Origin of the sequence: Pseudomonas sp. NFACC43, assembly GCF_900119645.1 — a bacterium.
In the GTDB taxonomy this organism is placed as follows: Bacteria; Pseudomonadota; Gammaproteobacteria; order Pseudomonadales; family Pseudomonadaceae; genus Aquipseudomonas.
Genome location: NZ_FPKK01000012.1, coordinates 104,835 through 128,234, shown reverse-complemented (window position 1 = coordinate 128,234; position 23,400 = coordinate 104,835). Strand labels below are relative to the sequence as shown.

Here is a 23,400-nt window from a genome sequence, read left to right as displayed (position 1 = left end):
GCTGGTCTACCTTTTTTCCGTGAGCCCCATGACCCTTCCCGACATTCATGAATTCCTCGGCTGCCGCACGCCCGATGCCTGGGTCCAGGCCGCGCTGGCGGATCAGGAAACCTTGCTGATCGATCACAAGAATTGTGAGTTCAAGGCCGCCAGTACCGCCCTGAGCCTGATCGCCAAGTACCATTCCCATGTCGACCTGATCAACATGATGTCGCGCCTGGCCCGGGAAGAGTTGGTGCACCACGAGCAGGTCATGCGCCTGATGAAGAAGCGCAAGGTCGGCCTGCGCCAGCTCTCCGCCGGGCGCTATGCCTCGGGGCTGCGCAAGGTGGTGCGCAGCCACGAGCCGGTCAAGCTGGTGGACACCCTGGTGGTCGGTGCCTTCATCGAAGCCCGCAGCTGCGAGCGTTTCGAGGCCCTGGTTCCGCATCTGGACGAGGAACTGGGCAAGTTCTATTTCGGCCTGCTGAAAAGCGAGGCCCGGCATTTCCAGGGCTACCTGAAGCTGGCCTACCAGTACGGTGATGCCGATGACGTTGCCCTGGTGATCGACAGGGTGCGTGAGGCGGAGCGGGAACTGATCGAATCGCCGGACGTGGAATTGCGCTTCCACAGTGGTGTGCCGACGCTATAGACGCAGCCCCTGCACACCATCAGCCATCGGTCAGGCCCAGGCGTTCATGCCACTGGGCAATCGATTCCTCGGGGTAGACATCGAACCGCTGGTCGCCCGGATGCGCTTCGACTTCCACCCAAGGCGCCCTGGACCCCAGCATCAGATGAGTGTGCTCCGGCGGGACCGGCAGCGGGGTGTCGATGGCCGAGGCGAAGGGATGGATCAGTTCCGGCCATTCGGGGCTGAACAACCACAGCCCCGAGCCGCACAGGGAGCAGAAATGCCGTTCGGCACTGCTGCGGTGGGCGCGCTTGTCGCCTTCTTCCTTGAGTCGTGCATGGTAGATCGTGATGTGCTGGCGGCCACGCACCTTGAGACTTTGCGCGTCGCCGCCCAGGTTGATGGCAAAGCCACCGCCGCCCTGGGTCTTGCGGCAGATCGAGCAGTAGCAGCGCTGGTAAGGGTAGGGGTGGGCGCAGGTCAGGCTGAATGACACCGCGCCGCAGTGGCAGGAACCTTCGAGCTGCATGGGGACCTCCGTCGGCTGGCTTGAGACGTCGGGGTTTTTGACAGCCGATCGAGGCTGGACGTTCGAACGCTTTCGCCAGCAGGCCTCCCTTTGCAGTGGCCGGCAGTCCCGGGCGTGAGCGGACGGGGTGGGAAAAAAGCATCAGGCGCTCCCGCGGCCGGGCACTCGCCACAAGTACCATGCCGCCACGGTCCGATACGGGCTCCAGGCCAGGCCGATGTCGATCATCTGCCGACGACCGGGTTGTCGCTCCAGTCCTTTCATCCGCCGATACCCCTCGCGAACGCCAAAGTCGTCGGCTGGCAGGATGTCCGGCCGCTCCAGGCTGTAGATCAGCAGCATCTCCACGGTCCAGCGGCCGACGCCGCGCAGCGTGACCAGGCGCTCGATCAGGTTTTCATCGTCCATGGCCAATGCCGTCGGGTAATCCGGTACCACGCCGTCCAGCGCCGCTTGGGCGATGCCCTGGAGGGTGGCGATCTTGCCGGCGGAAAAACCGCAGGCCCGCAGCCGTTCGAAGTCGGTGGCCAGGATCTGTTCGGGACGAGGGAAGGCCTGCGTCGGAAACAGGGCCAGCAACCGGCCGAGAATGGCATCGCCGGCCTTGGCGTGCAGCTGCTGGTAGGCGATGGCTCGCATCAGCGCCTCGTAAGGATCGCGAGCCGGCTTGGGTTGCAGCAGGCAGGGGCCCACCGTTTCGACGTGCTGTCGCCAGTCTTCGTCGAGGTTTGCCAGAAAGGCGCTGGCTTCGTGGTAGGGCACGGGCATCGGCTGTTCACTGTTCGGGCTGATCAGAAGGCCAGGGGCAACGAGACCTGTACCGCGGCTTGTTCCAGCCGCAGCAGAAAGGCCTTGCGTGGCTGCCCGCCACCATAGCCGGTCAGCGAGCCGTCCGCACCGATCACCCGATGGCAGGGAATGACGATGGCCAGGCGATTCTGTCCGTTCGCCAGGCCCACGGCGCGGCTGGCGCCAGGGCTGCCGAGCCGGGCGGCGATGGTGCCATAGCTGCGGGTTTCGCCATAGGGGATGTCTTGCAACGCGGCCCAGACCCGTACAGCGAAAGCACTGCCGGGCATGTGCAGTGTGACAGTGAAGGTGGTGAGCTTGCCGGCGAAATAGTCGGCCAGTTCGGTTTCGATCTGCCGCAGGTGCGGGTTGTGCCCCGGCGCGACGGTATAGCCGTAGCGCTGTTGCAGCTCTTCGATTTCCCGGGTCAGGGCCGGGCGGTCGAGAAATTCCAGCAGCACCAGGCCGCGTCGTTCGGCCATGGCCAGCATGGGACCCAATGGCGTGGTCAGGCGGGTGAACAGCAGCGGTTCGCTGAGGGCGGCGCGACCTGGTGTGATGTGGAAAGACTTGACGAAGGCATCGCGAAATCCGCTCAGGGACTCGTAGCCTGAATCGAACGCGGCATTGTCGATGGAGGCTCCCTCCTTTATGCCTCCCAGCGCCATGCCCAGGCGTCGGGTGCGCAGGTAGGCGTGGAAGGTCATGCCGAAATGCTGCTTGAACCAGCGCCGGAGCTTCAGCGGCTCGATGCCACGCTCCAACAGCAGGGCGTCGGTCCAGCGCAGGTCGGGTTCGGCGTCCACGGCCTTGAGCAGGCCCTGGATCCAGTCCGGTGCGATGGCGGCGGCGTCCAGCGGCTTGCAGCGCAGGCAGGCGCGGTAGCCGGCGGACATGGCTTCGTCGGCATGGGCGAAGAATTCCACGTTCTCCGGCTTCGGCTTGCGCGCCGTGCAAGCGGGGCGACAGAAAATGCCGGTGGTCTTGACGGCCGTGAAGAACACCCCCTCGTAGGCGGTGTCTCGTTCGAGCATGGCGCGGACCATCTCGGCGTGGGGTGGGAGCAGCGAGTCTTGTCGGTTCATGGGGCTGAGCATAGATCCGCGCCCGGGTCGGCTCCACCGAAAAATCGACAGTGAATTTCCGGTCGCCGGTCGGATTTGCGCGAACAAAAAATGAACCTTTGAGTCTTAAAGGCTCAACCGTTGATTTTGTCTTTCGGAGACATCATGTCCAAACATAACAAATCCCTTATCGCCGTTGCGGTCTGCACCCTGATGCTGGGTGCTTCGGCCTTGCTGCCAGCGGATCTGTCGCCCATTGGCGCCAGTTATGCCGCAGGTGGCGGCAATGGTGGTGGCGGTGGCGGCGGTAACGGAGGAGGTAATGGCGGCGGCAACGGAGGAGGCAATGGGGCCGGCAATGGCGGCGGCCATGCCGGCGGCAAGGGCAATGGCAAGTCCGGCGACTCCAGCGGCCATGGTTTCGGCTTGAGCAGCGACCATGCCGGCAAGGCCACCCGTACCCGTGACCATGGCCTGAGCGGCAATCACACCGGTACCACCCGCACCGACCGTGCCGGCAAGACACACGCTTCGGTGACCTCGAGCGTCGCGCAGGATCGTGACACCCGTGGCCTGACCAAGGCCTCGGCAATCTCCGCCACCACCCCTGGCACCCACAACACCAAAGGCCTGACCAACGCGACCAGCTCTTCGATCAAGAACGATCGCTGATCGCCAATGAAAAGCCGCGGCGCCTCTATCGAGGTGTCGCGGCTTTTTATTGGTCGGTTACCCAGCAGCAAACGAAGCGTTCAGTACTTCCAGAACACGGGCGTGAACAGTACCAGGACGGTCAGGATCTCCAGTCGGCCCAGCAGCATGCCCAGGGTCAAGAGCCATTTGGCCGCGTCCGGCAACGTCGAGAAATTGCCCGCCGGCCCGATGATCGGCCCCAGTCCCGGTCCCACGTTGCACACGGCAGTGGCTGCGCCGGTCAAGGCCGTTGTCCAGTCCAGGCCGATCAGCGCCAGGCCCAGGGCGATGCCACCGATGGTGATGGTGAAGAAAAACGAGAAGGTCAGCAGCGAGCGGACGATCTCTTCGTCGATGGGATGGTCGTTGTACTTTTTCTGAATCACCGCCCGTGGGTGGATCAGCTGTTTCAGGCTGCCCATCAGCAAGGCCCCGGCCACCTGGAAGCGAAAGATCTTCAACCCGCCGGCCGTTGAGCCCGAACAACCGCCGACGAAGGTCAGGTAGAAGAACAGCAACAGGGCAAAACTGCCCCAGAGGGTGTAGTCGCCCAGCGCAACGCCTGTGGTGGTGACCACCGAAGTCACATTGACCGCCACGATACGCACCGCATCCCACCACGAATGATCGCTGTTCAGGCTCAGCCAGGTGCCGACCAGCAGCCAGGTAATGACCAGGAAACCGACGAATCCCCTGACTTGCTGATCCTTGAGCAATGCACGCCTGTGGCCGCGCAACGTGGCCACGTAGAGGGTAAAGGGCAAGGAGCCGGCCATCATCACGACGACCGAGACCCAATGGACGGCCGGTTGAGGCCAATGAGCCAGGGAAGAATCCGAGGTGGAAAACCCGCCCGTGGAAATCAGCGACATCGCATGATTGATCGCTTCGAAGGGCGTCATGCCGGCTCCCCACAAGGCCAGGGCCGCCAGGGCAGTCAATCCGGTGTAGATCCACAGGATGTAGTTCGCCGCGACGTGGGAGCGCGGCGTGACTTTTTCCGACCAGTCCGACGACTCGGTCTGGAACAGACGCATGCCGCCGACCCGCAGCAGCGGCAGGATCGCCACGGCCATGCCGATAAAGCCGATGCCGCCGAGCCAGTGCAGCATCGAACGCCAGACCAGCAGGCCCGGGGACGCATTGTCGAGGCCGGTCAGGATGGTCGAGCCAGTGGTCGTGATGCCCGACATCGTCTCGAAAAAGGCGTCGGTGTAGCTGATGTGCTGGATGAGCACCATGGGCAGGGCGGCGAACGCACAGACAACGACCCAACTGGCGGTGGTGAGCAGGTACATGTCCCTGGGGCGTATCTGCGTATGGGCCGGGCGGCCACGGGCCACCAGGGCAATGCCGCAGACAAAGGTGATCAGGCTCGACCACAGGAAGGCCGACAGGTCATCGTTTCGCTCATACCACATCAGCGTCAGGAGCGGGATCGCCATGCTGGCGGCCAGGGTGATCAGGAAAATGCCGAGGATGAAACCAATGAACCGCAGTACCGCAAAAGACATGGCGCGCGCCCGGTTGAGTGAGCCGCCGAGTATCGATTTCTCCGTAGAGGTTCGGCGTAAAGTTTGCGTAAAAAATCAACAGTGATGGGCCTGTTCCAAGGCTGGCGGCTGGCCGCGTCGCACTTGGGCAGTTTTGTTCAATACCCCGCCCAGCACGGCATTTACCCTGGTCGCTACCCCACAGACATGAAGAAGGTATGCGATGAATCTGATTATTTCCATGGCGGCTTTTGCCCTGGTGGCTTCCATTACGCCGGGGCCGGTCAATATCGTGGCCCTCAGTTCCGGGGCCCGTTATGGGTTCCGGGCCACCTTGCGCCATGTGGCCGGTGCCACCCTGGGGTTCGTGTTGCTGCTGGTGCTGATGGGCCTGGGATTGCACGAAGTGTTGCAGCGCTGGCCCGGCCTTACGCGGGTGGTTCAGCTGGGGGGCGTGGGATTTCTGTTGTTCATGGCCTGGAAGCTGGCGATGGATGATGGAGAGCTCGGCGCAGCGCAGGAGGGGCGTGCGCCCTCGATGTTCCATGGCGCGTTGATGCAATGGCTCAATCCCAAGGCCTGGCTGGCCTGCGTGGCGGGCATGGGTGCCTTCGTGGCCGATGGCGAAGCGCGGCTGGTGTGGCAGTTCGCAGCCATCTACCTGGTGATCTGCTACGTTTCGGTGGGTTGCTGGGCCTATGCCGGCAGTTTCCTGCGGGCCTGGCTGGGCAACCCGGCCGCCATGCGTCTGTTCAATCGGTCGATGGCGGCGCTGCTGGTGGCCAGCGCGGTGTACCTGCTGCTGCCTTGAACCGGCCTGGCCGTCAGCCGCGATACTGGCCGGGTGTCGCCGCCAGGTGCTGCTTGAAGGCTCGCTGGAAATGCGCCTGGTCGGCGAACCCGCTGTCCAGCGCCACATCGGCGATCAGCCGGCCTTCGCGCAGTTGGCGGCGGGCGAACTGGATCCGGCGATTGACCAGGAATGCATGGGGCGTCATCCCGTAATGGCGCTTGAAGGCCCGGCTCAGGTAGGACGGCGAAAGCTGCGCGGCGCTGCAGATGTCTTCCAGTCTCAGGGCTTCGGTGCAGCGATCGTGGATGAATTGCGCCGCCCGCATCAGGCCCGGATGGCTGCCCCGGTCCGGACGACCCGCCGGGTTGAGGCGCTGTTGCAGGTCGGTGAAGAACGCCTCGGCGGCGGCCTGTTTGTGCCGGATGTCGATCCGTTCATCCACCAGCAGCCCATACAGCGCCTGCAAAGCGGCGAACAGCTCGGCATCGCGGCTATGGGTGGTGGCGAAACCCTGGAAATCCGTGGTTTGGTCAAAGCCGATACGCTGTTGCAAGTCCCTCAGCCACTGGGTATCGACGTAGAGCATCACATAGGACCAGGGTTGATCGTCGATCGGGTTGCAGGCATGGACGTCGCCGGGGTTCATCAGCACCACCGTGCCGCTTTCCACCCGCAAGGCCGACTGTTCGTGAAGATAGGTGCTGCACCCGGCGGTAATCGCCCCGATGGAGAAATGATCGTGGGAATGACGCGAATAACAGACCTTGCGTCCGTCGGCGATGGCCCGGGCTTCGATGAAAGGCAGCGCCGCGTCACGCCAGAAGTGCGGGGCGTCATCTTGGGGGGCGGGCTTCATCGGCTGGCATCCTCGTGTTGGACCTGCGTCGCAGTGTACTGGAGTACATGCGCATTGCGAGGCGGTTTTCGATGCAATCTGCACTGGTATCAAGATTATTCGTACAGGGCCAGGGCTTGGCCCGTAGATATCCGCGGGATTTACCGTTCGGCTGGGTCGGCAGTGGAAGGGGCGACGGGCTGGACTAGACTGCTCCTGGACCAGACTGCGAAAAGTCCCGCCAATGGAGTTTCCAATGCTCGCGCCAGGTAAACCTGACAACGAAGCTACCCGCCTCAAGAATCTGCAAGCGCTCAAGCTGCTCGACACCGCGCCCGAGGAGCGGTTCGACCGGTTGACCCGACTGGCCCGACGCCTGTTCGACGTGCCCATTGCGCTGGTGTCCCTGGTGGACGCCAATCGCCAGTGGTTCAAGTCCAACGCCGGGCTGGATGCGAGCCAATCACCGCGGGAGATTTCTTTCTGCGGGCACGCGATTCTGCAGGACCAGATCCTGGAGATCTGCGATGCGGAGCAGGATGAGCGGTTCAGCGACAATCCGCTGGTCGTAAGTGAGCCGGGCATTCGCTTTTATGCCGGGCAACCGTTGGGGCTGGAAGATGGAAGCAAGCTGGGCACGTTGTGCCTGATCGACACCCGGCCGCGCAAGCTCGATGGCGAGGAGCGCCAATTACTGCGCGACCTGGCTCGCATGGCCGAGCAGGAATTGATCGCCGTGCAGATGGCGAGCATGGACGAACTGACCTTGCTGTCCAACCGACGCGGGTTCAAGACCCTGGCCCAGCATGCCTTGAGTGTGTGTGATCGCTTGGGGCGCCCGGCGACATTGCTGTTCTTCGATCTCAACGAGTTCAAGGCCGTCAACGACCGTTTCGGCCATGCCGAGGGCGACCATGCCCTGAAGACCTTCGCCGACGTGCTGCGCATCGCCTTTCGCGAAAGCGACGTGATCGGCCGTTTGGGCGGGGATGAGTTCGTGGCGTTGCTCACCGGGGCTTCTCATGTGGAAATCACGTCGATCATGGCGCGGCTCCAGGAAATCCTGGATGAGCGCAATGCGATGCTGCAGCGCGGCTATGACATCCGCTTCAGCGTGGGCCAGATCGAGTATCAGCCGCAGCGCCATGGGTCCATCGACACCCTGCTGGCCGATGCGGACGCGGCCATGTATGCCCATAAGCAGGCCCAGCGCCGCTAGGCTCTGTACGAAAAGCCTTGATGCTCGTTCAGGCAGCGTTGAAAACTGCCTGACCTTCGTCTCAATACGTTCGTACAGAGCCTGGCACGACGGTCGCCTGTAGGGAGCGGGCTTGCCCGCTCTCACAAAGCATCCCGGCCAAATGACAGCCCACCCCCAGACAGAACGGGCTTGCCCGCGAAGGCGGTTCAACCATTGAGCAAGCTCATCGTCTGGGCACCGTACCGCTCACCCGCGACCACGCCTTCGGCGCCGAAAATCTCATCGAGCTGGCCCAGTTCGGCAGCACTCAATGCGACCGCTGCCGCCGCCACGTTGCTTTCCAGGTATTTGCGTTGCTTGGTGCCCGGGATAGGGATCACATGTTCGCCCTGGGCCAGTACCCAGGCCAGGGCCAGTTGCGAAGCGCTGATGCCCTTGCTCGCGACCATGGACTTGACCCGATCCACCAGCGCCAGGTTGCGATTGAAATTGTCTGCCTGGAACCGTGGGCTGAAGCGGCGATAGTCATCGGCGGCGAAGTCGTCCGGGCTCTTCAATTCCCCTGTCAGGAAACCACGGCCCAAAGGGCTGTAGGCAACGAACGCGATGCCCAGGCGTCGGCATGTCTCCAGCACGTCGTTGTGTTCCGGGTCGCGGGACCATAACGAGTATTCGCTCTGGACCGCCGCCAGGGGATGCACCCCATGGGCCCTGCGGATGGTTTCGGCGCTGGCTTCGCAAATGCCGATGTGGCACACCTTGCCGGCCCTGACCAGTTCGGCCATGGCGCCGACCGTCTCCTCGACCGGGACCTGCGGGTCAATGCGGTGCTGGTAGTACAGGTCGAGATAATCGGTGCCGAGGCGCCTGAGGCTGCCTTCGACCGATTGCCTGACGTATTCGGGGCGACCATTGACGCCCCGGGCATGGGGATCGTCGCTGCGCACCAGGCCGAACTTGCTCGCCAGGCAGATGCCCTCGCGCTTGCCGCGCAGGGCACGACCGAGCAACTCCTCATTGGTGTACGGCCCATACATGTCAGCCGTGTCGAACAGCGTCACTCCCAGTTCCAGCGCACGATGCAGGGTGGCGATGGCCTCTGGTTCGTCCACGCCCGTGGTGTAGAAATCCGACATGCCCATGCAGCCCAGGCCGATGGCGGAAACGAAGGGGCCTTGCTGGCCTAATTGGCGGGTCTTCATAAGATTGACTCCTGGTTCATGGATGACCCGTTCAGTTTCCAGCGAACAGTGAAGTGGATAAAGTGGCGATATTTGGTTTAACTATTCGTGAATCACGAATAATGAGGGGCGAAGATGGACCGGTTACAGGCAATGCAAGTGTTCCGACGTATCGTCGAGCTGGGCGGTTTTGGCAAGGCTGCGGACGATCTGGGATTGCCACGGGCCACGGTCAGCCTGTTGATCCAGCAACTGGAAGCGCACCTGAGGGTGCAATTGCTCCAGCGCACCACCCGGCAGGTGCGGGCGACACTCGACGGGGAGGCCTACTATCAGCGTTGCGGCCAGCTGTTGGACGATCTGGACGATCTGGAAGGCTCGATGTCGGCGCAACGCAGTCAGCCTCGCGGCACGTTGAAAGTGGACATGCCGATTGCCTTTGGCTGCACCTGGATCCTGCCGCACCTGCAAGACTTCTATCAGCGATACCCGCTGTTGCGATTGGACCTGGGCTTTCATGACCACCAGGTGCACCTGCAGCGAGAAGGGGTGGATTGTGCTATCCGGGCCGGCAATATCACGGACCAGGCGCTGGTGGCGCGGCCGGTCGTACGCTTGAGCCAGTTGACGTGCGCCAGCCCGGACTATCTCGCCCGTTCCGGCACGCCACGCCGGCTGGAGGATCTGGCGGAACATCGCGCTGTCAGCTTCGGGGCGGGCAATGGGCGGTATTTCCCGTTCGAATTCGAGATGGCAGGGCAGGTGCGTGAGTGGCAAGTGCCGGGTGAGCTGACGGTCAACAATGCCGATGCCTACGTGACAGCGTGTGAAGCCGGCTTTGGCCTGATCCAGGCCCCGCGGTACCACGTGCAACGGCAACTGGCCGAGGGGCGCCTGGTGGAGGTGCTGCAGGCCTTTGCCGTACCGGCCTGGCCGATTTCGGTGGTGTACCCGCCGCACCGCCAGCTCTCGCCCCGGGTACGGGTATTCATCGACTGGGTGATCGAGCTGCTGCACGGGATCGCGCAGGCGCGGCGAGAACTGATGGTCGAGGCTTGATCGGTCTTGAGGCCACAGCCCGCACCGCTGGGCGTTGTCGTGCCGCGTTCCCTCAGGGGGCTTTCGAAATGAAACGGGCATCGACGCCGTCGTGTTGCCAGCCTCCACCCAGTGCCTTGAAGGTGGCGATCGCGGCGCGAGCCGATTCGGTTTGCGCCTGGGCCCTGCCATCCGCCGCCGCCAGGAGGTGCTCGTCGGCGTCCAGCACTTCGATCAGGCTGACCACGCCTTTCTCATAGGCTGCGAATGAGGTCGAGCGAGCCTTGGCATAGGCGGATTCGCCCTGGACCAGGTGAATCGACTGTTGCTGTCGATTGATCAAGGCCGAGAGGGAGGTTTCGACATCTTCGCAAGCCCGCAGGACGGACTGCCGATAGGCCGCCAGGGCTTCGGCTTCCTGGCCTTTCGCCAAGTCGATCTGGGCATCGATGCGGGCGAAGTCGAACAGCCTCCAGCGCAATCCCAGCACCGCCGAAGCCTGGCTGGCGTCATTGCTGAACAGGTTGCCACTGGACACCGCCGTGGCAGTGCCCAGCAACGCACCCAGGGAGAGTTTCGGGTAGTACTCGGAAGTGGCTTGCCCGATGCGTGCGTTGGCTGCCGCAAGGCGACGCTCGGCGACGATCAGGTCCGGGCGTCGCCGCAAGAGATCGGCCACGGCGCCCATGTCCGCCAGGTTCGGCACGCCCGGAATGGCGCCAGGTTCGGTGAACTGTCCGCGGTAGGTGCCCGGTGGCTTGCCCAGCAGGACGTCCAGTGCGTTCATGGCTGCATCGAGGCCCGCTTGCAGGACCGGTACGCTGGCCTGGGCCTGGGTCAGCGATCCTTGGGTCTGGTGCAACTGCAATTCGGGCGCCAGGCCCTTTGCATACAAGTGCTCGATGGTGGAAAGAAGCTGTTCCCGGGTCTTGACTTGCTGCCGGGCGATGTCCAGGCGTGTCTGCAGGCCGCGGATGCTGACATAGAGGTCCGCCGTTTGCGCCACGACCGCCAGGCGGGTCGCCACCGCTGCGGCCTGGGAGGCCTGGTACTCGGCCAGGGCGGCCTCTTTGCCGCGGCGCAGCCCACCGGAGATGTCGAGTTCCCAGCCCGCGTTCAAGTTTGCCTCATAGGCGTTGCCATAACGGTTGTAGGAGGGGGTTGAATTCAACACCTGGCCCAGCGGCGTCTCCAAAGATTGGCGAGACCGGGCGGCCTGGGCATCGACGGTGGCCGACGGCAGCAGCGCTGCGTTGGCGGCGCCCAGTCCGGCGCGAGCCTGTTCGATCCTTGCGCTGGCCTGGGCCAGGTCCAGGTTCTGCTCGAGTGCCTGGCGAACCAGCTGGTTCAGGAGCGGGTCGTTGAACGCGCCCCACCAACGGGCGAGGTCGGTTCTTGCAACGCTATCCGGCCCCGGTGCGGGCGCCTGGGTGGAAAAATGCGCCGGCAATTGCAGGTCGGGCTCGGAGTAGTCGGGACCTGCCGCGCAGCCCGCGACCATACCGAAGCACAGCATGACGGCAAAACGGGGAGTAGGGGGCATGCAATACCTTCGCAAAGGGGAGGGGTTTGTGACGATATTACGATTTGGTCACAAGTTGTCAAGCTGGCCCGGGATGAGTAAGCTGGCCCCCATGAACCAGCCATCCCCCCCATCGCCCAGCGTTCGCGGCCCTGCCGATCACGACATTCGAGACCAGATCGTCGCGGCGGCCAACGAGCACTTCAGCCAGTATGGCTACGGCAAGACCACGGTGTCCGACCTGGCCAAGGCCATCGGCTTTTCCAAGGCCTATATCTACAAATTCTTCGACTCCAAGCAGGCGATCGGCGAAGCCATCTGCTCCAACTGCCTGGGGAAGATCGTCGACGCCGTGGAACAGGCCATCGAGGTTGAAGGCCTGTCCAGCACCGAACGTCTGCGGCGCCTGGTCAAGGCCCTGGTCGAGACGGGCGTGAGCCTGTTTTTCAATGAGCGCAAGCTCTACGACATCGCGGCGTTTTCCGCGATGGAGCGCTGGCCCAGCTCGCAGGTCTATAGCGCCCGGATCAGGCGCTTCGTGCTGGATATCGTGCGCGAAGGGCGGGAATCGGGTGAATTCGAGCGCAAGACCCCCCTGGACGAAACCGTCGAGGCGATCCATCTGTCGCTGCGTCCGTTCACCAACCCGCTGTTATTGCAGTACAACCTCGACTACGTCGAGCAAGCCCCCACCCTGATCTCCAACCTGATCCTGCGCAGCCTGATGCCATAAGGCGCGGCGGTGGGTGCGCTGGCATCCATCGCCCGTTCCAGCCCCATTCATGAACCTTCGCCTTTGCTGACGGGCAGGAGCCCTTCCTTGTCGATGTTTTGTGACCATTGACAGAATTGGTCACTTGAATGAGCATAACGCATCCGCTATCGAGAGGTCGTTATGATCCCGCGCCATTCCCTGTCATTCATGCTGCTTGGTTTGTTGTCATGTGCCCTGGTGGCCTGCAGTGAGACCGCGCCGCCCGATCCGCGCCTGCAAACGCCTCTCGTACGGGTCGAAGTGGTGCAGCCGGCCGATCCCGCGAAACGGGTATTCACCGGTATCGTCGCGGCACGGGTGCAGAGTGACCTCGGTTTCCGGGTCTCCGGCAAAGTGCTGGAGCGGCTGGTGGATACCGGCCAGAGCGTCAAGCGCGGGCAGCCGCTGATGCGCATCGATGCCAATGACTTGAGGCTGGCCGCCCGTGCACAGCAGCAGGCAGTGCTGGCAGCCACGGCACGGGCCCGCCAGGCCGCTGACGATGAACTTCGCTACCGTGACCTGGTGTCGATCGGAGCGGTGTCCGCTTCAGCCTATGCAGCGATCAAGGCGACCGCCGATTCGGCCAAGGCCCAGCTCAACGCGGCCCAGGCCGAGGCCGATGTGGCAGCCAATGCGACGAGCTATTCGACCTTGGTGGCCGATGCCGATGGGGTGGTGGTCGACACCCTGGCCGAGCCCGGGCAGGTCGTCAGTGCGGGCCAGGTGGTGGTGCGCGTCGCCCATTCGGGCCAGCGCGAGGCGGTGATCCAGTTGCCCGAAACGCTGCGCCCGGCGCTGGGCTCGCCGGCGACGGTCGAGCGTTATGGCCAGCACCGCAGCGGTGCCAGCGCCTACCTGCGCCAGTTGTCCGATTCGGCGGACCGGCAGACCCGGACATTCGAGGCGCGCTACGTATTGGACGGCGCGCTGGCCAACGCAACCCTGGGTTCGACCATCACGGTGGCGATCGCCGATGGCCAGGCGGTCAACGGCAATGACGTGCAAGTACCCATCGCCGCCCTCCATGATGCCGGAAAAGGCCCGGGTGTCTGGGTCGTGGCCGGCGACCCGGGGCAGGTGACCTGGCGACCCGTCACGATCCAGGCCTTGAACAATGCCGAGACCGCTCGGGTGACAGGCGCGCTGCAGGCCGGTGAGCGGATCGTTGCGCTGGGTGCCCATCTTCTGAGCGAGGGGCAGCAGGTCAGGTCCGAGTCGCCCGTCAGCCTTCGCACGCCTGTGGCTGAGGTGGCTCGATGAGTGGCTTCAATCTGTCGGCACTGGCGGTGCGGGAGCGCTCGATCACGCTGTTCCTGATCCTGCTGATTTCCATAGGCGGGCTCTACGCTTTCTTCAAGCTTGGGCGTGCGGAAGACCCGGCATTCACCATCAAGCAGATGACCGTGATCACGGCCTGGCCCGGTGCGACGGCCCAGGAGATGCAGGATCAAGTCGTCGAGAAGCTGGAAAAGCGCATGCAGGAACTGCGCTGGTACGACCGCACCGAAACCTTCACCCGTCCGGGGCTGGCTTTCACCACCGTCTACCTGCTCGATAGCACACCGCCTTCGGCTGTCGCGGACGAGTTCTACCAGGCGCGCAAGAAGATTCATGATGAAGAGAACGGCTTGCCGCCGGGTGTGATCGGCCCGATGGTCAACGACGAGTATGCCGACGTCACCTTCGCCCTTTATGCCCTGAAGGCCAAGGGCGAACCGCAGCGCAGGCTGGTGCGGGAGGCCGAAGGCCTGCGCCAGCGCCTGCTGCATGTGGCGGGTGTCAAGAAGGTCAATATCATTGGCGAGCAGGCCGAGCGGATCTATGTCGAGCTGTCGTACGAGCACCTGGCGACGCTGGGTATCTCTGCCCGGGACATTTTCAACGCGCTCAATGCCCAGAACCTGATGACGCCGGCCGGTTCGGTGGAAGCGAAGGGGCCCCAGGTCTTCATCCGCCTGGACGGCGCATTCGATGACTTGCAGAAGATCCGCGATACGCCGCTGGTGGTGCAGGGCAGGACCCTGAAGCTGTCCGATGTGGCCGAAGTCCGGCGCGGTTATGAAGACCCCGCCACCTTCCTGGTACGCAATAACGGCGAGCCGGCCCTGCTGCTGGGCGTGGTCATGCGCGACGGCTGGAACGGCCTCGACCTGGGGAAGGCGCTCGATGCCGAGGCGACGGCCATCAATGAGCAGATGCCCTTGGGCCTGACGCTGACCAAGGTCACGGATCAGGCGGTCAACATCAGCGCGTCCGTCAATGAATTCATGGTCAAGTTCTTCGCCGCCCTGGGCGTGGTGCTGCTGGTGTGCTTCCTGAGCATGGGCTGGCGCGTGGGCATTGTCGTCGCGGCGGCGGTGCCGTTGACCCTCGCCGCGGTCTTCATCGTGATGGCTGCGACGGGCAAGGATTTCGACCGGATCACCCTGGGCTCGCTGATCCTGGCGTTGGGGCTGCTGGTGGACGACGCCATCATCGCCATCGAGATGATGGTGGTGAAAATGGAGGAGGGCTATGACCGGATCAAGGCCAGCGCCTATGCCTGGAGCCATACCGCGGCGCCCATGTTGTCGGGCACGCTGGTCACGGCGATCGGCTTCATGCCCAACGGTTTTGCCAAGTCCACGGCGGGTGAGTACACCGCCAACATGTTCTGGATCGTCGGCATTGCCCTGATCACCTCGTGGGTCGTCGCGGTGGTGTTCACGCCGTACCTGGGGGTCAGGCTGTTGCCTTCGATCAAGGCCCCGGAGGGCGGCCACGCCGCTATCTACGGTACGCCTCGTTACCAGCGTTTCAGGCGCCTGCTGGGTGGTGTCATTCGCCGCAAGGGCCTGGTCGCGTTATCCGTCGTCGGCCTGTTCGTCGTGGCGGTGCTGGGCATGGGGGTGGTGAAGAAGCAGTTCTTCCCGACCTCGGACCGGCCCGAGGTACTGGTGGAGGTGCAGATGCCCTACGGCACCTCGATCGAGCAGACCGATGCGGCCACGGCCAAGGTGGAGGCCTGGCTGGCGAAACAGCCGGAAGCGCGCATCGTCACGGCCTACATAGGACAGGGCGCACCGCGTTTCTATCTGGCGATGGCACCGGAACTGCCTGATCCTTCGTTCGCCAAAATCGTTGTCCTGACCGCCAGCCAGGAGGAGCGTGACGCGCTGAAGCTACGGCTTCGACAAGCGGCGGCCGACGGCCTGGCCGCTGAAGCCCGGGTTCGTGTGACCCAGTTGGTGTTCGGTCCTTATTCGCCGTTCCCGGTGGCCTTCCGGGTCATGGGCCCGGACCGCGCTGTGCTGCGCGATATCGCCGCGCAAGTGCGCGAAGTAATGGCTGCCAGCCCGATGATGAGAACCGTCAATACGGACATGGGCGAACGTGTCCCGACGTTGCACCTCACCCTGGACCAGGATCGCCTGCAGGCTTTCGGCCTGACTTCCACGGACGTTGCCCAGCAACTTCAGTTTTTGCTCACTGGCGCCCCCGTCACGCAGGTTCGCGAGGATATCCGTTCGGTCCAGGTGATCGCGCGTTCGGCAGGCGACACGCGCCTGGATCCGTCGCAGATCGGTGCCTTCACCTTGACCGGTGCCCAGGGCCAGCGAGTCTCGCTGTTGCAGGTCGGCACGGTGGGGACGCGCATGGAGGATTCGCTCCTGCGCCGCCGTGACCGTACGCCCACCATCACCGTGCGCGGCGACGTCGCCGAAGGGCTCCAGCCGCCGGATGTGTCCAATGCGGTCATGGCTCAGCTGCAACCGATCATCGAGCGACTGCTGCCCGGCTACCGGATCCAGATGGCCGGGGCTGTCGAGGAGTCGGGAAAGGCGAACAAGGCATTGCTGCCCCTGTTCCCGATCATGATCGCGCTGATGCTGCTGACCATCATCGTCCAGGTACGCTCGATGTCGGCCATGCTGATGGTGTTCGCCACCGCGCCCCTGGGGTTGATCGGCGTGGTGCCGATCCTGCTGCTGTTCCAGCAGCCGTTCGGCATCAACGCCCTGGTGGGCCTGATTGCGCTGTCGGGCATCCTGATGCGCAACACCCTAATCCTCATCGGCCAGATCCACGTGAACGAACAGGCCGGCCTGTCGCCTTACGACGCGGTGGTCGAAGCCACGGTGCAACGTGCGCGACCGGTGATCCTCACCGCGCTGGCGGCGATGCTGGCATTCATTCCGCTGACCCATTCGGTGTTCTGGGGAACGCTGGCCTACACGCTGATCGGCGGGACCTTCGCCGGTACCGTGCTGACCCTGATATTCCTGCCTGCGATGTATTCGCTCTGGTTCAAGATCAAGCCCGGGCCTGCCCACCAACCCGTCCTGGAGGCGCACGCCGTATCGCGCTGAACGGTCCGTGTGCGTGAAAAGAGGAGATCCGCATGAGTTCGTTGGCCGGGGTCATCCAGCGGTTCGATCCCGCTGTACCGTTTGTGGCAGCGGACAACTGGCGCCAGGGCCGAACGGTCTTCGGCGGTTTGTCCGCGGCCTTGTCGTTGCAGACAGTGTTGCTCGAGACCGGCGCGGACCTGCCGCCCTTCAAATCGGCGCAGGTTTCCTTCATCGGCCCGGTGACGGACGCCCAGACATTCAACACCAGCGTCTTGCGCCGTGGTCGCTCGATGACCTCGGTCGCGGTGGATTGCATGTCGGGCAATGACCTGGCGCTGCGCACAACGCTGTCGTTCGCCTTGCCCCGCACCAGCCGGATCGTCCATGAGGCATGGGGACGCCCGGCCGTCGCGGGGCCAACCCGATACCCGGTGTTGCATCTGGACAGGCAGATTGCCCCGGCATGTGCCTTCAATTTCGAAATGCGCCCGGCGGGAGGCTCCCTTCCGATGACCGGAGCCGACCATCCCGAGTTGCTGATGTGGGTGCGCCACCTGGATGCGCAAGGCGTGGATCCGGCTGTCGCCTTGATTGCATTGGCTGACAGCCTGCCACCTGCGGCCATGACCTGCTTCACCGAGCCGGCTGCCATCAGTTCCGCGTCATGGATGATCGACTTGCCCCAGCCTGCGACCGCTGGCCGTTGGTTCCTGATCAATGCCTTCAGCCGACAGGCCCTGGAAGGTTATTCCCTGCAAGACATGGAAATCTGGGACGAGAGCGGCCGCAGGGTGCTTTGGGCACGCCAGACCGTGGCGGTCTTTATCTAGGCTCTGTACGAGAGGCCTTGATACTCGCTCATGTTGCGTTGAAAACAGCCTCGCCTGACCTTCGTCTCAAGGCTTTTCTTACAGAACCCAGGATTTTTATCCGGCAAGTCGAGCGTGGGGATTCCAGCGCTCGAGTTCCCCGCACAATCCACCCGCCTTGCTCGAGGAGGCCGAACGTCATCCGTATCGTTCTTTTTCGAGCAAGGGCACGGGTGAGCGGTGATTGCCGCTCAGGTGCGATGGGTGAAGAGAAACAGGATGATCGCCACCAGGCAGACGCTGGCCTGTGTGACACCCAGGGTGGTGACGGGGGCGAAGTCCGATGCGGACCCCAGCCAGGTGGTTACCGCCGACGCCCCCATGGTCAGGAAGCCAAGCAGCGCTGACGCCAGCCCGGCCTCTTTACCGAAAGGGTTCAGGGTGATGGCTGTTCCCAGAGGGTTGGCGAGGCCCATGCCCCACAGGAAAATCACCATCGACAGGGAATACCAGGCCAGGCCCGGATCGGCGGGACCGACGATGAGCACCAGTCCGCCCGTCAGGGCCGTGGCGAAGCCCAGGGCTGTGATCTTCCGGCTGCCGTAGCGTCGAGCCAGGTGCGGGGCCGCCATGCCCGCCGCGAACACGACGAACACAGTGGCCGCGAAGTACAGCCCGGCTTCCAGGGATGTCAGGCCGATCCCGCTCATCAGGATCGCCGGGGCGGCGCCGAACGAGGCGAACAGCCCGCTCATCAACAGGCTCACCGACACGGCGGGAAGCACGAACCGGCGGTCGCGCAGCAAGCCGCCATAGGCCCGCAGGACACTCAGCGGCGAATGCGGGGCCCGGCGCTCGGGCGGGTGTGTCTCCCCCAGGCCACGGGCATAGAAGATCGCAATGGCGATGGCCGCCAGAGCGACCAGGGCGAAGATCGCCCGCCAGCCCAGCGTCGAGGTCAGCAGGCTACCGATCAGCGGCGAGAACCCTGGCGCGGCTGCCGTGGCGATCATCGTCAGCGACAAGGCCCGGGCCAGGTTCTCGCCTTCGAACAGATCGCGGGCGATGGCACGGGAAAGCACCGCCGCCGCACAAACGCCCAGGGCCTGGATAATACGCCCGAGCAGGAGCGTTTCCAGGGTGGTGGCGAAACCCGCGACAGCCGTGCCCGCCACGAACAGGGACAAACCGCCCAGTACCAGTTTCTTGCGTCCGTACCGATCCGCCAGCGGCCCGACGATGAGTTGGGCCAAGGCGAAGGTGATGAAGAAACTGGAGAGGGTCAGGCCCAGCGCCCGGGTCGGCACGCCGAGTTCCTGCCCGATGTCGGCAAAGGCCGGGAGGATGATGTTGGTGGACAGGATGCTGATGGCGGCAAGGCCGGCCAGCAGCACCACGATCCTGGCGCTCAGTATCGGCTGCCCGGGGGCGGAAGACGCGACGAGGGTTCCCGCAGTCCCGCCCTCGGCTGGTTGCAGCGAAGGCGTTCGCGGTTCGGCCATCATGGTGTGGCTTCCCAGCGGCGGAACAATACGCTGGCATTCACCCCGCCGAATCCAAAGCCATTGGACAAGGCATAGGTCAGGGGCATTTTCCGCGCATCGAGGCCAACCAGGTCCAGCCCTTCGGCAGCCTCGTCGGGGCTGACCAGGTTCAGGGTGGGTGGCACGACCTGGTCGCGTAGCGCCAATACCGTGAAGATCGCTTCGATGCCTCCGGCGGCGCCAAGCAGGTGACCGGTGGCGGATTTCGTGGAAGTGATCGCCACGCCTGAGCCGGTGCCGAACACCGACCTGATCGCGGCCAGCTCGCCCTTGTCGCCCACCTGGGTCGACGTGGCATGGGCGTTGATATGCTGGACTTCGCTTGCGCTCACATCGGCCTGGCGCAAGGCTTGCTCCATGGCCCGTCTTGCACCGTTGCCATCCTCGGGGCCGGCGGTGAGGTGATAGGCGTCGGCGCTTGTGCCATAGCCCACCAGTTCCGCCAAGGGTGTCGCGCCCCGGGCGAGGGCATGTTCCAGCGACTCGATGACCAGCAGCCCGGCGCCTTCTGCCATGACAAAACCATCGCGGTCGCGATCGAACGGGCGCGAGGCGGTTTCAGGAGCCTCGGCCGGGTGCGTGGACAGTGCCCGGGCGGCGGCGAAGCAACCCAGGGTCACCCGATCCATCGCGGCTTCCGTACCGCCGCAGATGGCGATGTCCGCTTCACCGCTGGCGATGAGGCGGGCTGCGTCGCCGATGGCCTGGACGCCGGCGGCGCAGGCCGTCACCGGAGCACCGAGAGGGCCCTTGAAACCGTTCTGGATCGACACGTTGCCTGCCGCCATGTTCGCGAGGAAGGAGGGGGCCGTGAACGGGGACAGCCGGCGAGGGCCGCGGCTGTCGGTGATGCGAATGGCCTCGGCGATCGCGCCGAAACCTCCGACGCCCGAGGCGATGATGGTGGCCGTGCGCTCTTGCTGGTGCGCTTGCGCTGGGTGCCAGCCTGCCTGCTCCAGTGCTTCATGGGCGGCGACCATTGCGAATTCGATGAAGCGATCCATCTTCTTGCGTTCTTTCGCCGCGATGATCCGGTCAGGCGCATAACCGGCAACGGCATCTTCTTCCAGCGTCGGCACCTGGCCGCCTACCGCGATTCCCGTGCCCTCGACCATTTCGTCTGGAAGCCTGCGGATGCCCGAGCGCCCGTCAAGCAGACGACGCCACACTTCTTCGACGCCACACCCCAGCGGGCCGACGATACCGGTTCCCGTGACTACTATTCGCTTGCGACCTTTGGAATTGATCATTTGACCCTCGTCATTACTGATTCGGCGCCCGTCGGATCGCACCGATCCATATGCCGGCCAGGATCGACGGGAGGCCAGTTTTAGTCTTGTGACCAATATTGTCAATGGTCACAAAGCTGAGAGACCAAGGCCATGGCGGTTTCATTTGAGCTGAACCACGACCTTGCCCTTGGCGCGGCCCTGCGCCAGGTATTGCAGTGCCTCTGTCGCGCGTTCGAAGGCAAAGACCTTGTCGATCACCGGACGAATGCGCTCCGACTCGAGCAATCCGCCGATCTCCTCGAGCTGAGCGCCATCGGGACGGACGAAAAGAAACGAATAGCTGACGCCCTTCTTTTTCGCCAGGCCCATGATGCGGCGGCTCATGAGGCCGAATACGAAGGCCAGGAAGAAATTGAGCCCGCGGGCGCGGGCGAATGCCTTGTCCAGGGGGCCGACGAGAGAAACGATCCTGCCTCCCGGCTTGAGTACCTCGAGGGACTTTTCAATCGTGTCGCCTCTGAGCGTGCCCAGGACACTGTCGTAGCCGCGCAGCACCTTCTCGAACGCTAGCTGTTTATAGTCCAGCACTTCGTCGGCCCCCAGGTCGCTGACCCATTGGACATTTGCCGTGCTGGTGGTGGTGGCCACCTTCGCGCCGAAGTGTTTGGCCAGCTGGATCGCAAAGCTGCCGATGCCACCCGAACCTGCGGGGATGAAGACGTTCTGCCCCGCCTGCAGATGGGCGCGTTCCTTCAGGGCTTGCCATGAGGTGAGGCCGACCATGGGTATCGACGCTGCCTGGACGAAATCCAGGTTGGCCGGTTTGGGCGCCGCCACGTCCTGGGGTACCGCGGCCAATTCGGCCAGTGACCCGGTACCCCGGTCGAACAGGCTGGCGAAGATGGCGTCACCGACCTTGAAACGTGTCACGCGGCTGCCCACCTCCACGACGACCCCGGCCAGGTCGCTGCCGATGACGGCCGGTAGCTGGAGCTTGAGCACCGGCTTGAACAGGCCGGTCATGATCATGTTGTCGATGGGGTTCAAGGCGGCGGCATGAACCTCGACCAACAGTTCGTCCGGCTTGAGCGTGGGGCGTGGGACTTCGGCAAACCCGATGTCGGGCGATCTGCCGTAGCGTTTGAAGGTGAGTGCTTTCATTCCTTTATCCTGGTCGGGGCAGGTTGGGCTTGGCGGGGCTTCGATGCGACGATGCGGCGACGACAGGACTGTCGCCACCGCACGGTATCCACATCGGCAGAACCTCAGGCTTGAGGCTGGTAGCGCTCGGCCGCGTGGGCCTGGCGGATGTCCGACATGAGTCCCTGGCGCGCGCCATCCAGGGCGTCCCAGCGTTCGGCGACATGCAGGGGGGGAATGGTGACCCGTTCGCGACGATCGAAGCCGACCAGGGCCGCATCCACCAGTTCACCCACCTCCATCACTTGCGCAAGGATGTTGATGTCGATGCCGGCGCGTTCCCAGATCTCCGTGCGAGTCGATGCCGGTAGCACCGCCTGCACATAGACACCCTTGGACGACAGTTCATGGTCCAGCCCCTGGGAGAGGAACAGCACGAAGGCCTTGGTGGCGCCATAGACCGACATGCCGAACTCGGGCGCAAAACCCACCACCGAGCCGATGTTCACGATCGCGCCGCTGCCAGCCTGCGCAAAGCGCGGGGCGACTGCGCAGGCCAGCCGGGTCAGAGCGGTGACGTTGAGAGTGATCAGGCGTTCGATGGCGTCGGAAGACTGCTGCACGAAGCCGCCTGACTGGGCCATGCCGGCGTTGTTGATCAGCACGCCGATGCGAGCGTCATCGCGCAGACGAGTCTCAAGCGCGGCCAGGTCGGCGGATTCGGTCAAGTCCGCTTGCAGCACCTCGACGGCGACACCGTGGTCCGCCCGCAGGCGTTGCGCCAGGGTGTCCAGGCGGGCCTTGTCGCGTGCGGCCAGCACCAGGTCGTGGCCGCGGCGGGCGAAACGTTCTGCGTAAGTCGCGCCGATGCCGGTGGAAGCGCCGGTGATGAAGACGGTTGGAAGCGTGGTCATGAGTCTTTCCTTTACGGGAGAGTCGGTCAGGCAGGGAGGGCTCGCCTCAGCCGGCGAGGGTTGGGTAATCGGTGTAGCCCGCGGCGCCGCCGCCATAAAGCGTGGCCGGGTTCGAAAAGCGTTTTTCCGGACATTCCTTTCAGATTCCAGGATGGGGAAAGGCTTTATGATTACGATCATAATCTAAATTGTCAAATCTTTGATGATGATCGACATCAATGTATAGTGAGGCTTCCCCAGCAGGCAGATATCCACCTGGATGCGTTATGAAAGTCTCTAAAGCACAGGCACAGGCCAACCGGGCGCGGGTTGTCGAGACGGCGTCCACGCTGTTTCGTGAACGCGGCTACGACGGCGTTGGCGTCGCTGACCTGATGGCGGCGGCCGGCTTTACCCACGGCGGTTTCTACAAGCAATTCAACTCCAAGGCCGACCTGATGGCGGAGTCGGCGGCCTGCGGTATCGCACAGACCGTTGCGCTGAGCGACGGCATCAACATCCAGGATTTCGTTCGGTATTACCTGTCGCGCCAGCATCGCGACGCCCGTGCCACCGGTTGCACCATGGCGGCGCTGGGCGGGGATGCCGCGCGTCAACCAGAGGCTGTCCGGGCCACCTTCGCGGCGGGCATCGAAAGCCTGTTGGACGCGCTCAGCCATGAGGCAGGGGAGTCGAGCGAAGCTGACCCCGCGCAGGTGCGAGCCGAGTCCCTCAGCACGCTGGCGCATGTCATCGGTGCAATGGTCATGTCGCGAGCCTGTCCGGACGATTCGCCGCTGGCCGACGAAATCCTGAGTGTGTGCCGCGACCGCCTCCTTGCCTCACCGAGCCCGTCCGAAGAGGCGGGGCAAGACGGTGACCCTGGGGATTGGCCCGCTATGAACCCGAAGGGTTGAGCTTGCAAGGCTTGATAAAGTGG

The 23,400-nt window shown here is 63.9% G+C and carries 21 protein-coding genes; 10 read left to right on the top strand and 11 right to left on the bottom strand.

What is annotated here, in order from left to right:
* Nucleotides 1-28 precede the first annotated feature (28 nt).
* A complete protein-coding gene (locus tag BT179_RS20050; protein WP_072431478.1) occupies nucleotides 29-634 on the top strand; it encodes a MiaE family protein in 606 nt (201 codons plus the stop codon).
* A gap of 19 nt (nucleotides 635-653) precedes the next feature.
* On the opposite strand, the gene BT179_RS20045 is transcribed toward BT179_RS20050, so the two are convergent.
* The 3 genes from BT179_RS20045 to BT179_RS20035 form a co-directional block, all read right to left on the bottom strand.
* Complete coding sequence (locus tag BT179_RS20045; RefSeq protein WP_072396393.1) at nucleotides 654-1,145, bottom strand: GFA family protein; 492 nt, start codon at nucleotides 1,143-1,145, stop codon at nucleotides 654-656.
* Between the two features lie 141 nt (nucleotides 1,146-1,286).
* Nucleotides 1,287-1,913 carry a DNA-3-methyladenine glycosylase family protein gene (locus BT179_RS20040; RefSeq protein WP_072396395.1) on the bottom strand — a complete coding sequence of 209 codons (627 nt, stop codon included), beginning with the start codon at nucleotides 1,911-1,913 and terminating at the stop codon, nucleotides 1,287-1,289.
* 23 nt (nucleotides 1,914-1,936) lie between these two features.
* A complete protein-coding gene (locus tag BT179_RS20035) occupies nucleotides 1,937-3,019 on the bottom strand; it encodes a bifunctional transcriptional activator/DNA repair enzyme AdaA (RefSeq protein ID WP_072431479.1) in 1,083 nt (360 codons plus the stop codon).
* A 144-nt stretch (nucleotides 3,020-3,163) separates the two neighbouring features.
* On the opposite strand from BT179_RS20035, the gene BT179_RS26800 reads away from it, so the two are divergent.
* The gene (locus BT179_RS26800) at nucleotides 3,164-3,670 is read left to right on the top strand and encodes a hypothetical protein (protein WP_072431480.1); all 507 of its coding nucleotides are present in this window, start codon (nucleotides 3,164-3,166) and stop codon (nucleotides 3,668-3,670) included.
* A gap of 80 nt (nucleotides 3,671-3,750) precedes the next feature.
* On the opposite strand, the gene BT179_RS20025 is transcribed toward BT179_RS26800, so the two are convergent.
* Nucleotides 3,751-5,205, bottom strand: coding sequence for a TrkH family potassium uptake protein (locus tag BT179_RS20025; RefSeq protein ID WP_072431481.1), 1,455 nt, complete (start codon nucleotides 5,203-5,205; stop codon nucleotides 3,751-3,753).
* 202 nt (nucleotides 5,206-5,407) lie between these two features.
* On the opposite strand from BT179_RS20025, the gene BT179_RS20020 reads away from it, so the two are divergent.
* Complete coding sequence (locus BT179_RS20020) at nucleotides 5,408-5,995, top strand: LysE family translocator (protein WP_072396404.1); 588 nt, start codon at nucleotides 5,408-5,410, stop codon at nucleotides 5,993-5,995.
* A gap of 13 nt (nucleotides 5,996-6,008) precedes the next feature.
* Here BT179_RS20020 and BT179_RS20015 read toward each other — a convergent pair whose 3' ends face one another.
* Entirely contained in the window at nucleotides 6,009-6,833 is an 825-nt protein-coding gene (locus BT179_RS20015; protein WP_072431482.1) for a helix-turn-helix transcriptional regulator, read from the bottom strand.
* A 235-nt stretch (nucleotides 6,834-7,068) separates the two neighbouring features.
* On the opposite strand from BT179_RS20015, the gene BT179_RS20010 reads away from it, so the two are divergent.
* The gene (locus BT179_RS20010; protein ID WP_072396408.1) at nucleotides 7,069-8,031 is read left to right on the top strand and encodes a sensor domain-containing diguanylate cyclase; all 963 of its coding nucleotides are present in this window, start codon (nucleotides 7,069-7,071) and stop codon (nucleotides 8,029-8,031) included.
* 188 nt (nucleotides 8,032-8,219) lie between these two features.
* Here the strand turns inward: BT179_RS20010 and BT179_RS20005 are convergent, their stop codons facing one another.
* Nucleotides 8,220-9,215 (bottom strand): aldo/keto reductase, encoded by a 996-nt coding sequence (locus tag BT179_RS20005; protein WP_072431483.1) that lies wholly within the window; start codon nucleotides 9,213-9,215, stop codon nucleotides 8,220-8,222.
* 114 nt (nucleotides 9,216-9,329) lie between these two features.
* Here BT179_RS20005 and BT179_RS20000 point away from each other — a divergent pair, with 114 nt between their 5' ends.
* Nucleotides 9,330-10,253, top strand: coding sequence for a LysR family transcriptional regulator (locus tag BT179_RS20000; protein WP_072431484.1), 924 nt, complete (start codon nucleotides 9,330-9,332; stop codon nucleotides 10,251-10,253).
* A 52-nt stretch (nucleotides 10,254-10,305) separates the two neighbouring features.
* Here BT179_RS20000 and BT179_RS19995 read toward each other — a convergent pair whose 3' ends face one another.
* A complete protein-coding gene (locus BT179_RS19995) occupies nucleotides 10,306-11,775 on the bottom strand; it encodes an efflux transporter outer membrane subunit (protein ID WP_072431485.1) in 1,470 nt (489 codons plus the stop codon).
* Nucleotides 11,776-11,866: 91 nt separating this feature from the next.
* Here BT179_RS19995 and BT179_RS19990 point away from each other — a divergent pair, with 91 nt between their 5' ends.
* The 4 genes from BT179_RS19990 (at nucleotide 11,867) to BT179_RS19975 (ending at nucleotide 17,672) form a co-directional block, all read left to right on the top strand.
* A complete protein-coding gene (locus BT179_RS19990; RefSeq protein ID WP_072396434.1) occupies nucleotides 11,867-12,487 on the top strand; it encodes a TetR/AcrR family transcriptional regulator in 621 nt (206 codons plus the stop codon).
* A 162-nt stretch (nucleotides 12,488-12,649) separates the two neighbouring features.
* Complete coding sequence (locus BT179_RS19985) at nucleotides 12,650-13,771, top strand: efflux RND transporter periplasmic adaptor subunit (RefSeq protein ID WP_072431486.1); 1,122 nt, start codon at nucleotides 12,650-12,652, stop codon at nucleotides 13,769-13,771.
* The gene (locus tag BT179_RS19980) at nucleotides 13,768-16,860 is read left to right on the top strand and encodes an efflux RND transporter permease subunit (protein WP_072431487.1); all 3,093 of its coding nucleotides are present in this window, start codon (nucleotides 13,768-13,770) and stop codon (nucleotides 16,858-16,860) included. The genes BT179_RS19985 and BT179_RS19980 overlap by 4 nt, the downstream gene beginning before the upstream one ends.
* 32 nt (nucleotides 16,861-16,892) lie before the next feature.
* Nucleotides 16,893-17,672, top strand: a complete 780-nt coding sequence (locus tag BT179_RS19975; RefSeq protein WP_072431488.1) for a thioesterase family protein — start codon at nucleotides 16,893-16,895, stop codon at nucleotides 17,670-17,672.
* Between the two features lie 230 nt (nucleotides 17,673-17,902).
* Here BT179_RS19975 and BT179_RS19970 read toward each other — a convergent pair whose 3' ends face one another.
* The 4 genes from BT179_RS19970 to BT179_RS19955 form a co-directional block, all read right to left on the bottom strand.
* Nucleotides 17,903-19,153 (bottom strand): multidrug effflux MFS transporter, encoded by a 1,251-nt coding sequence (locus BT179_RS19970; RefSeq protein WP_083568906.1) that lies wholly within the window; start codon nucleotides 19,151-19,153, stop codon nucleotides 17,903-17,905.
* Complete coding sequence (gene fabF / locus BT179_RS19965) at nucleotides 19,153-20,445, bottom strand: beta-ketoacyl-ACP synthase II (RefSeq protein ID WP_072396442.1); 1,293 nt, start codon at nucleotides 20,443-20,445, stop codon at nucleotides 19,153-19,155. Before fabF ends, BT179_RS19970 begins: the two co-directional genes overlap by 1 nt.
* Nucleotides 20,446-20,586: 141 nt before the next feature.
* On the bottom strand, nucleotides 20,587-21,588 hold the full coding sequence (locus BT179_RS19960) for an NADP-dependent oxidoreductase (protein ID WP_072431489.1): 1,002 nt from the start codon (nucleotides 21,586-21,588) through the stop codon (nucleotides 20,587-20,589).
* A gap of 104 nt (nucleotides 21,589-21,692) precedes the next feature.
* The gene (locus tag BT179_RS19955) at nucleotides 21,693-22,481 is read right to left on the bottom strand and encodes an SDR family NAD(P)-dependent oxidoreductase (RefSeq protein WP_072396447.1); all 789 of its coding nucleotides are present in this window, start codon (nucleotides 22,479-22,481) and stop codon (nucleotides 21,693-21,695) included.
* Nucleotides 22,482-22,747: 266 nt separating this feature from the next.
* Between BT179_RS19955 and BT179_RS19945 the strand changes: the two genes are divergently transcribed.
* Nucleotides 22,748-23,377 carry a TetR/AcrR family transcriptional regulator gene (locus BT179_RS19945; protein WP_072396452.1) on the top strand — a complete coding sequence of 210 codons (630 nt, stop codon included), beginning with the start codon at nucleotides 22,748-22,750 and terminating at the stop codon, nucleotides 23,375-23,377.
* Nucleotides 23,378-23,400: the final 23 nt, after the last annotated feature.

Bases quoted from the DNA above. Each gene is read 5' to 3' on its own strand.
- BT179_RS20050 (WP_072431478.1), top strand. From the start codon at position 29: ATGACCCTTCCCGACATTCATGAATTCCTCGGCTGCCGCACGCCCGAT.
- BT179_RS20045 (WP_072396393.1), bottom strand. From the start codon at position 1,145: ATGCAGCTCGAAGGTTCCTGCCACTGCGGCGCGGTGTCATTCAGCCTG.
- BT179_RS20040 (WP_072396395.1), bottom strand. From the start codon at position 1,913: ATGCCCGTGCCCTACCACGAAGCCAGCGCCTTTCTGGCAAACCTCGAC.
- BT179_RS20035 (WP_072431479.1), bottom strand. From the start codon at position 3,019: ATGAACCGACAAGACTCGCTGCTCCCACCCCACGCCGAGATGGTCCGC.
- BT179_RS26800 (WP_072431480.1), top strand. From the start codon at position 3,164: ATGTCCAAACATAACAAATCCCTTATCGCCGTTGCGGTCTGCACCCTG.
- BT179_RS20025 (WP_072431481.1), bottom strand. From the start codon at position 5,205: ATGTCTTTTGCGGTACTGCGGTTCATTGGTTTCATCCTCGGCATTTTC.
- BT179_RS20020 (WP_072396404.1), top strand. From the start codon at position 5,408: ATGAATCTGATTATTTCCATGGCGGCTTTTGCCCTGGTGGCTTCCATT.
- BT179_RS20015 (WP_072431482.1), bottom strand. From the start codon at position 6,833: ATGAAGCCCGCCCCCCAAGATGACGCCCCGCACTTCTGGCGTGACGCG.
- BT179_RS20010 (WP_072396408.1), top strand. From the start codon at position 7,069: ATGCTCGCGCCAGGTAAACCTGACAACGAAGCTACCCGCCTCAAGAAT.
- BT179_RS20005 (WP_072431483.1), bottom strand. From the start codon at position 9,215: ATGAAGACCCGCCAATTAGGCCAGCAAGGCCCCTTCGTTTCCGCCATC.
- BT179_RS20000 (WP_072431484.1), top strand. From the start codon at position 9,330: ATGGACCGGTTACAGGCAATGCAAGTGTTCCGACGTATCGTCGAGCTG.
- BT179_RS19995 (WP_072431485.1), bottom strand. From the start codon at position 11,775: ATGCCCCCTACTCCCCGTTTTGCCGTCATGCTGTGCTTCGGTATGGTC.
- BT179_RS19990 (WP_072396434.1), top strand. From the start codon at position 11,867: ATGAACCAGCCATCCCCCCCATCGCCCAGCGTTCGCGGCCCTGCCGAT.
- BT179_RS19985 (WP_072431486.1), top strand. From the start codon at position 12,650: ATGATCCCGCGCCATTCCCTGTCATTCATGCTGCTTGGTTTGTTGTCA.
- BT179_RS19980 (WP_072431487.1), top strand. From the start codon at position 13,768: ATGAGTGGCTTCAATCTGTCGGCACTGGCGGTGCGGGAGCGCTCGATC.
- BT179_RS19975 (WP_072431488.1), top strand. From the start codon at position 16,893: ATGAGTTCGTTGGCCGGGGTCATCCAGCGGTTCGATCCCGCTGTACCG.
- BT179_RS19970 (WP_083568906.1), bottom strand. From the start codon at position 19,153: ATGGCCGAACCGCGAACGCCTTCGCTGCAACCAGCCGAGGGCGGGACT.
- fabF (WP_072396442.1), bottom strand. From the start codon at position 20,445: ATGATCAATTCCAAAGGTCGCAAGCGAATAGTAGTCACGGGAACCGGT.
- BT179_RS19960 (WP_072431489.1), bottom strand. From the start codon at position 21,588: ATGAAAGCACTCACCTTCAAACGCTACGGCAGATCGCCCGACATCGGG.
- BT179_RS19955 (WP_072396447.1), bottom strand. From the start codon at position 22,481: ATGACCACGCTTCCAACCGTCTTCATCACCGGCGCTTCCACCGGCATC.
- BT179_RS19945 (WP_072396452.1), top strand. From the start codon at position 22,748: ATGAAAGTCTCTAAAGCACAGGCACAGGCCAACCGGGCGCGGGTTGTC.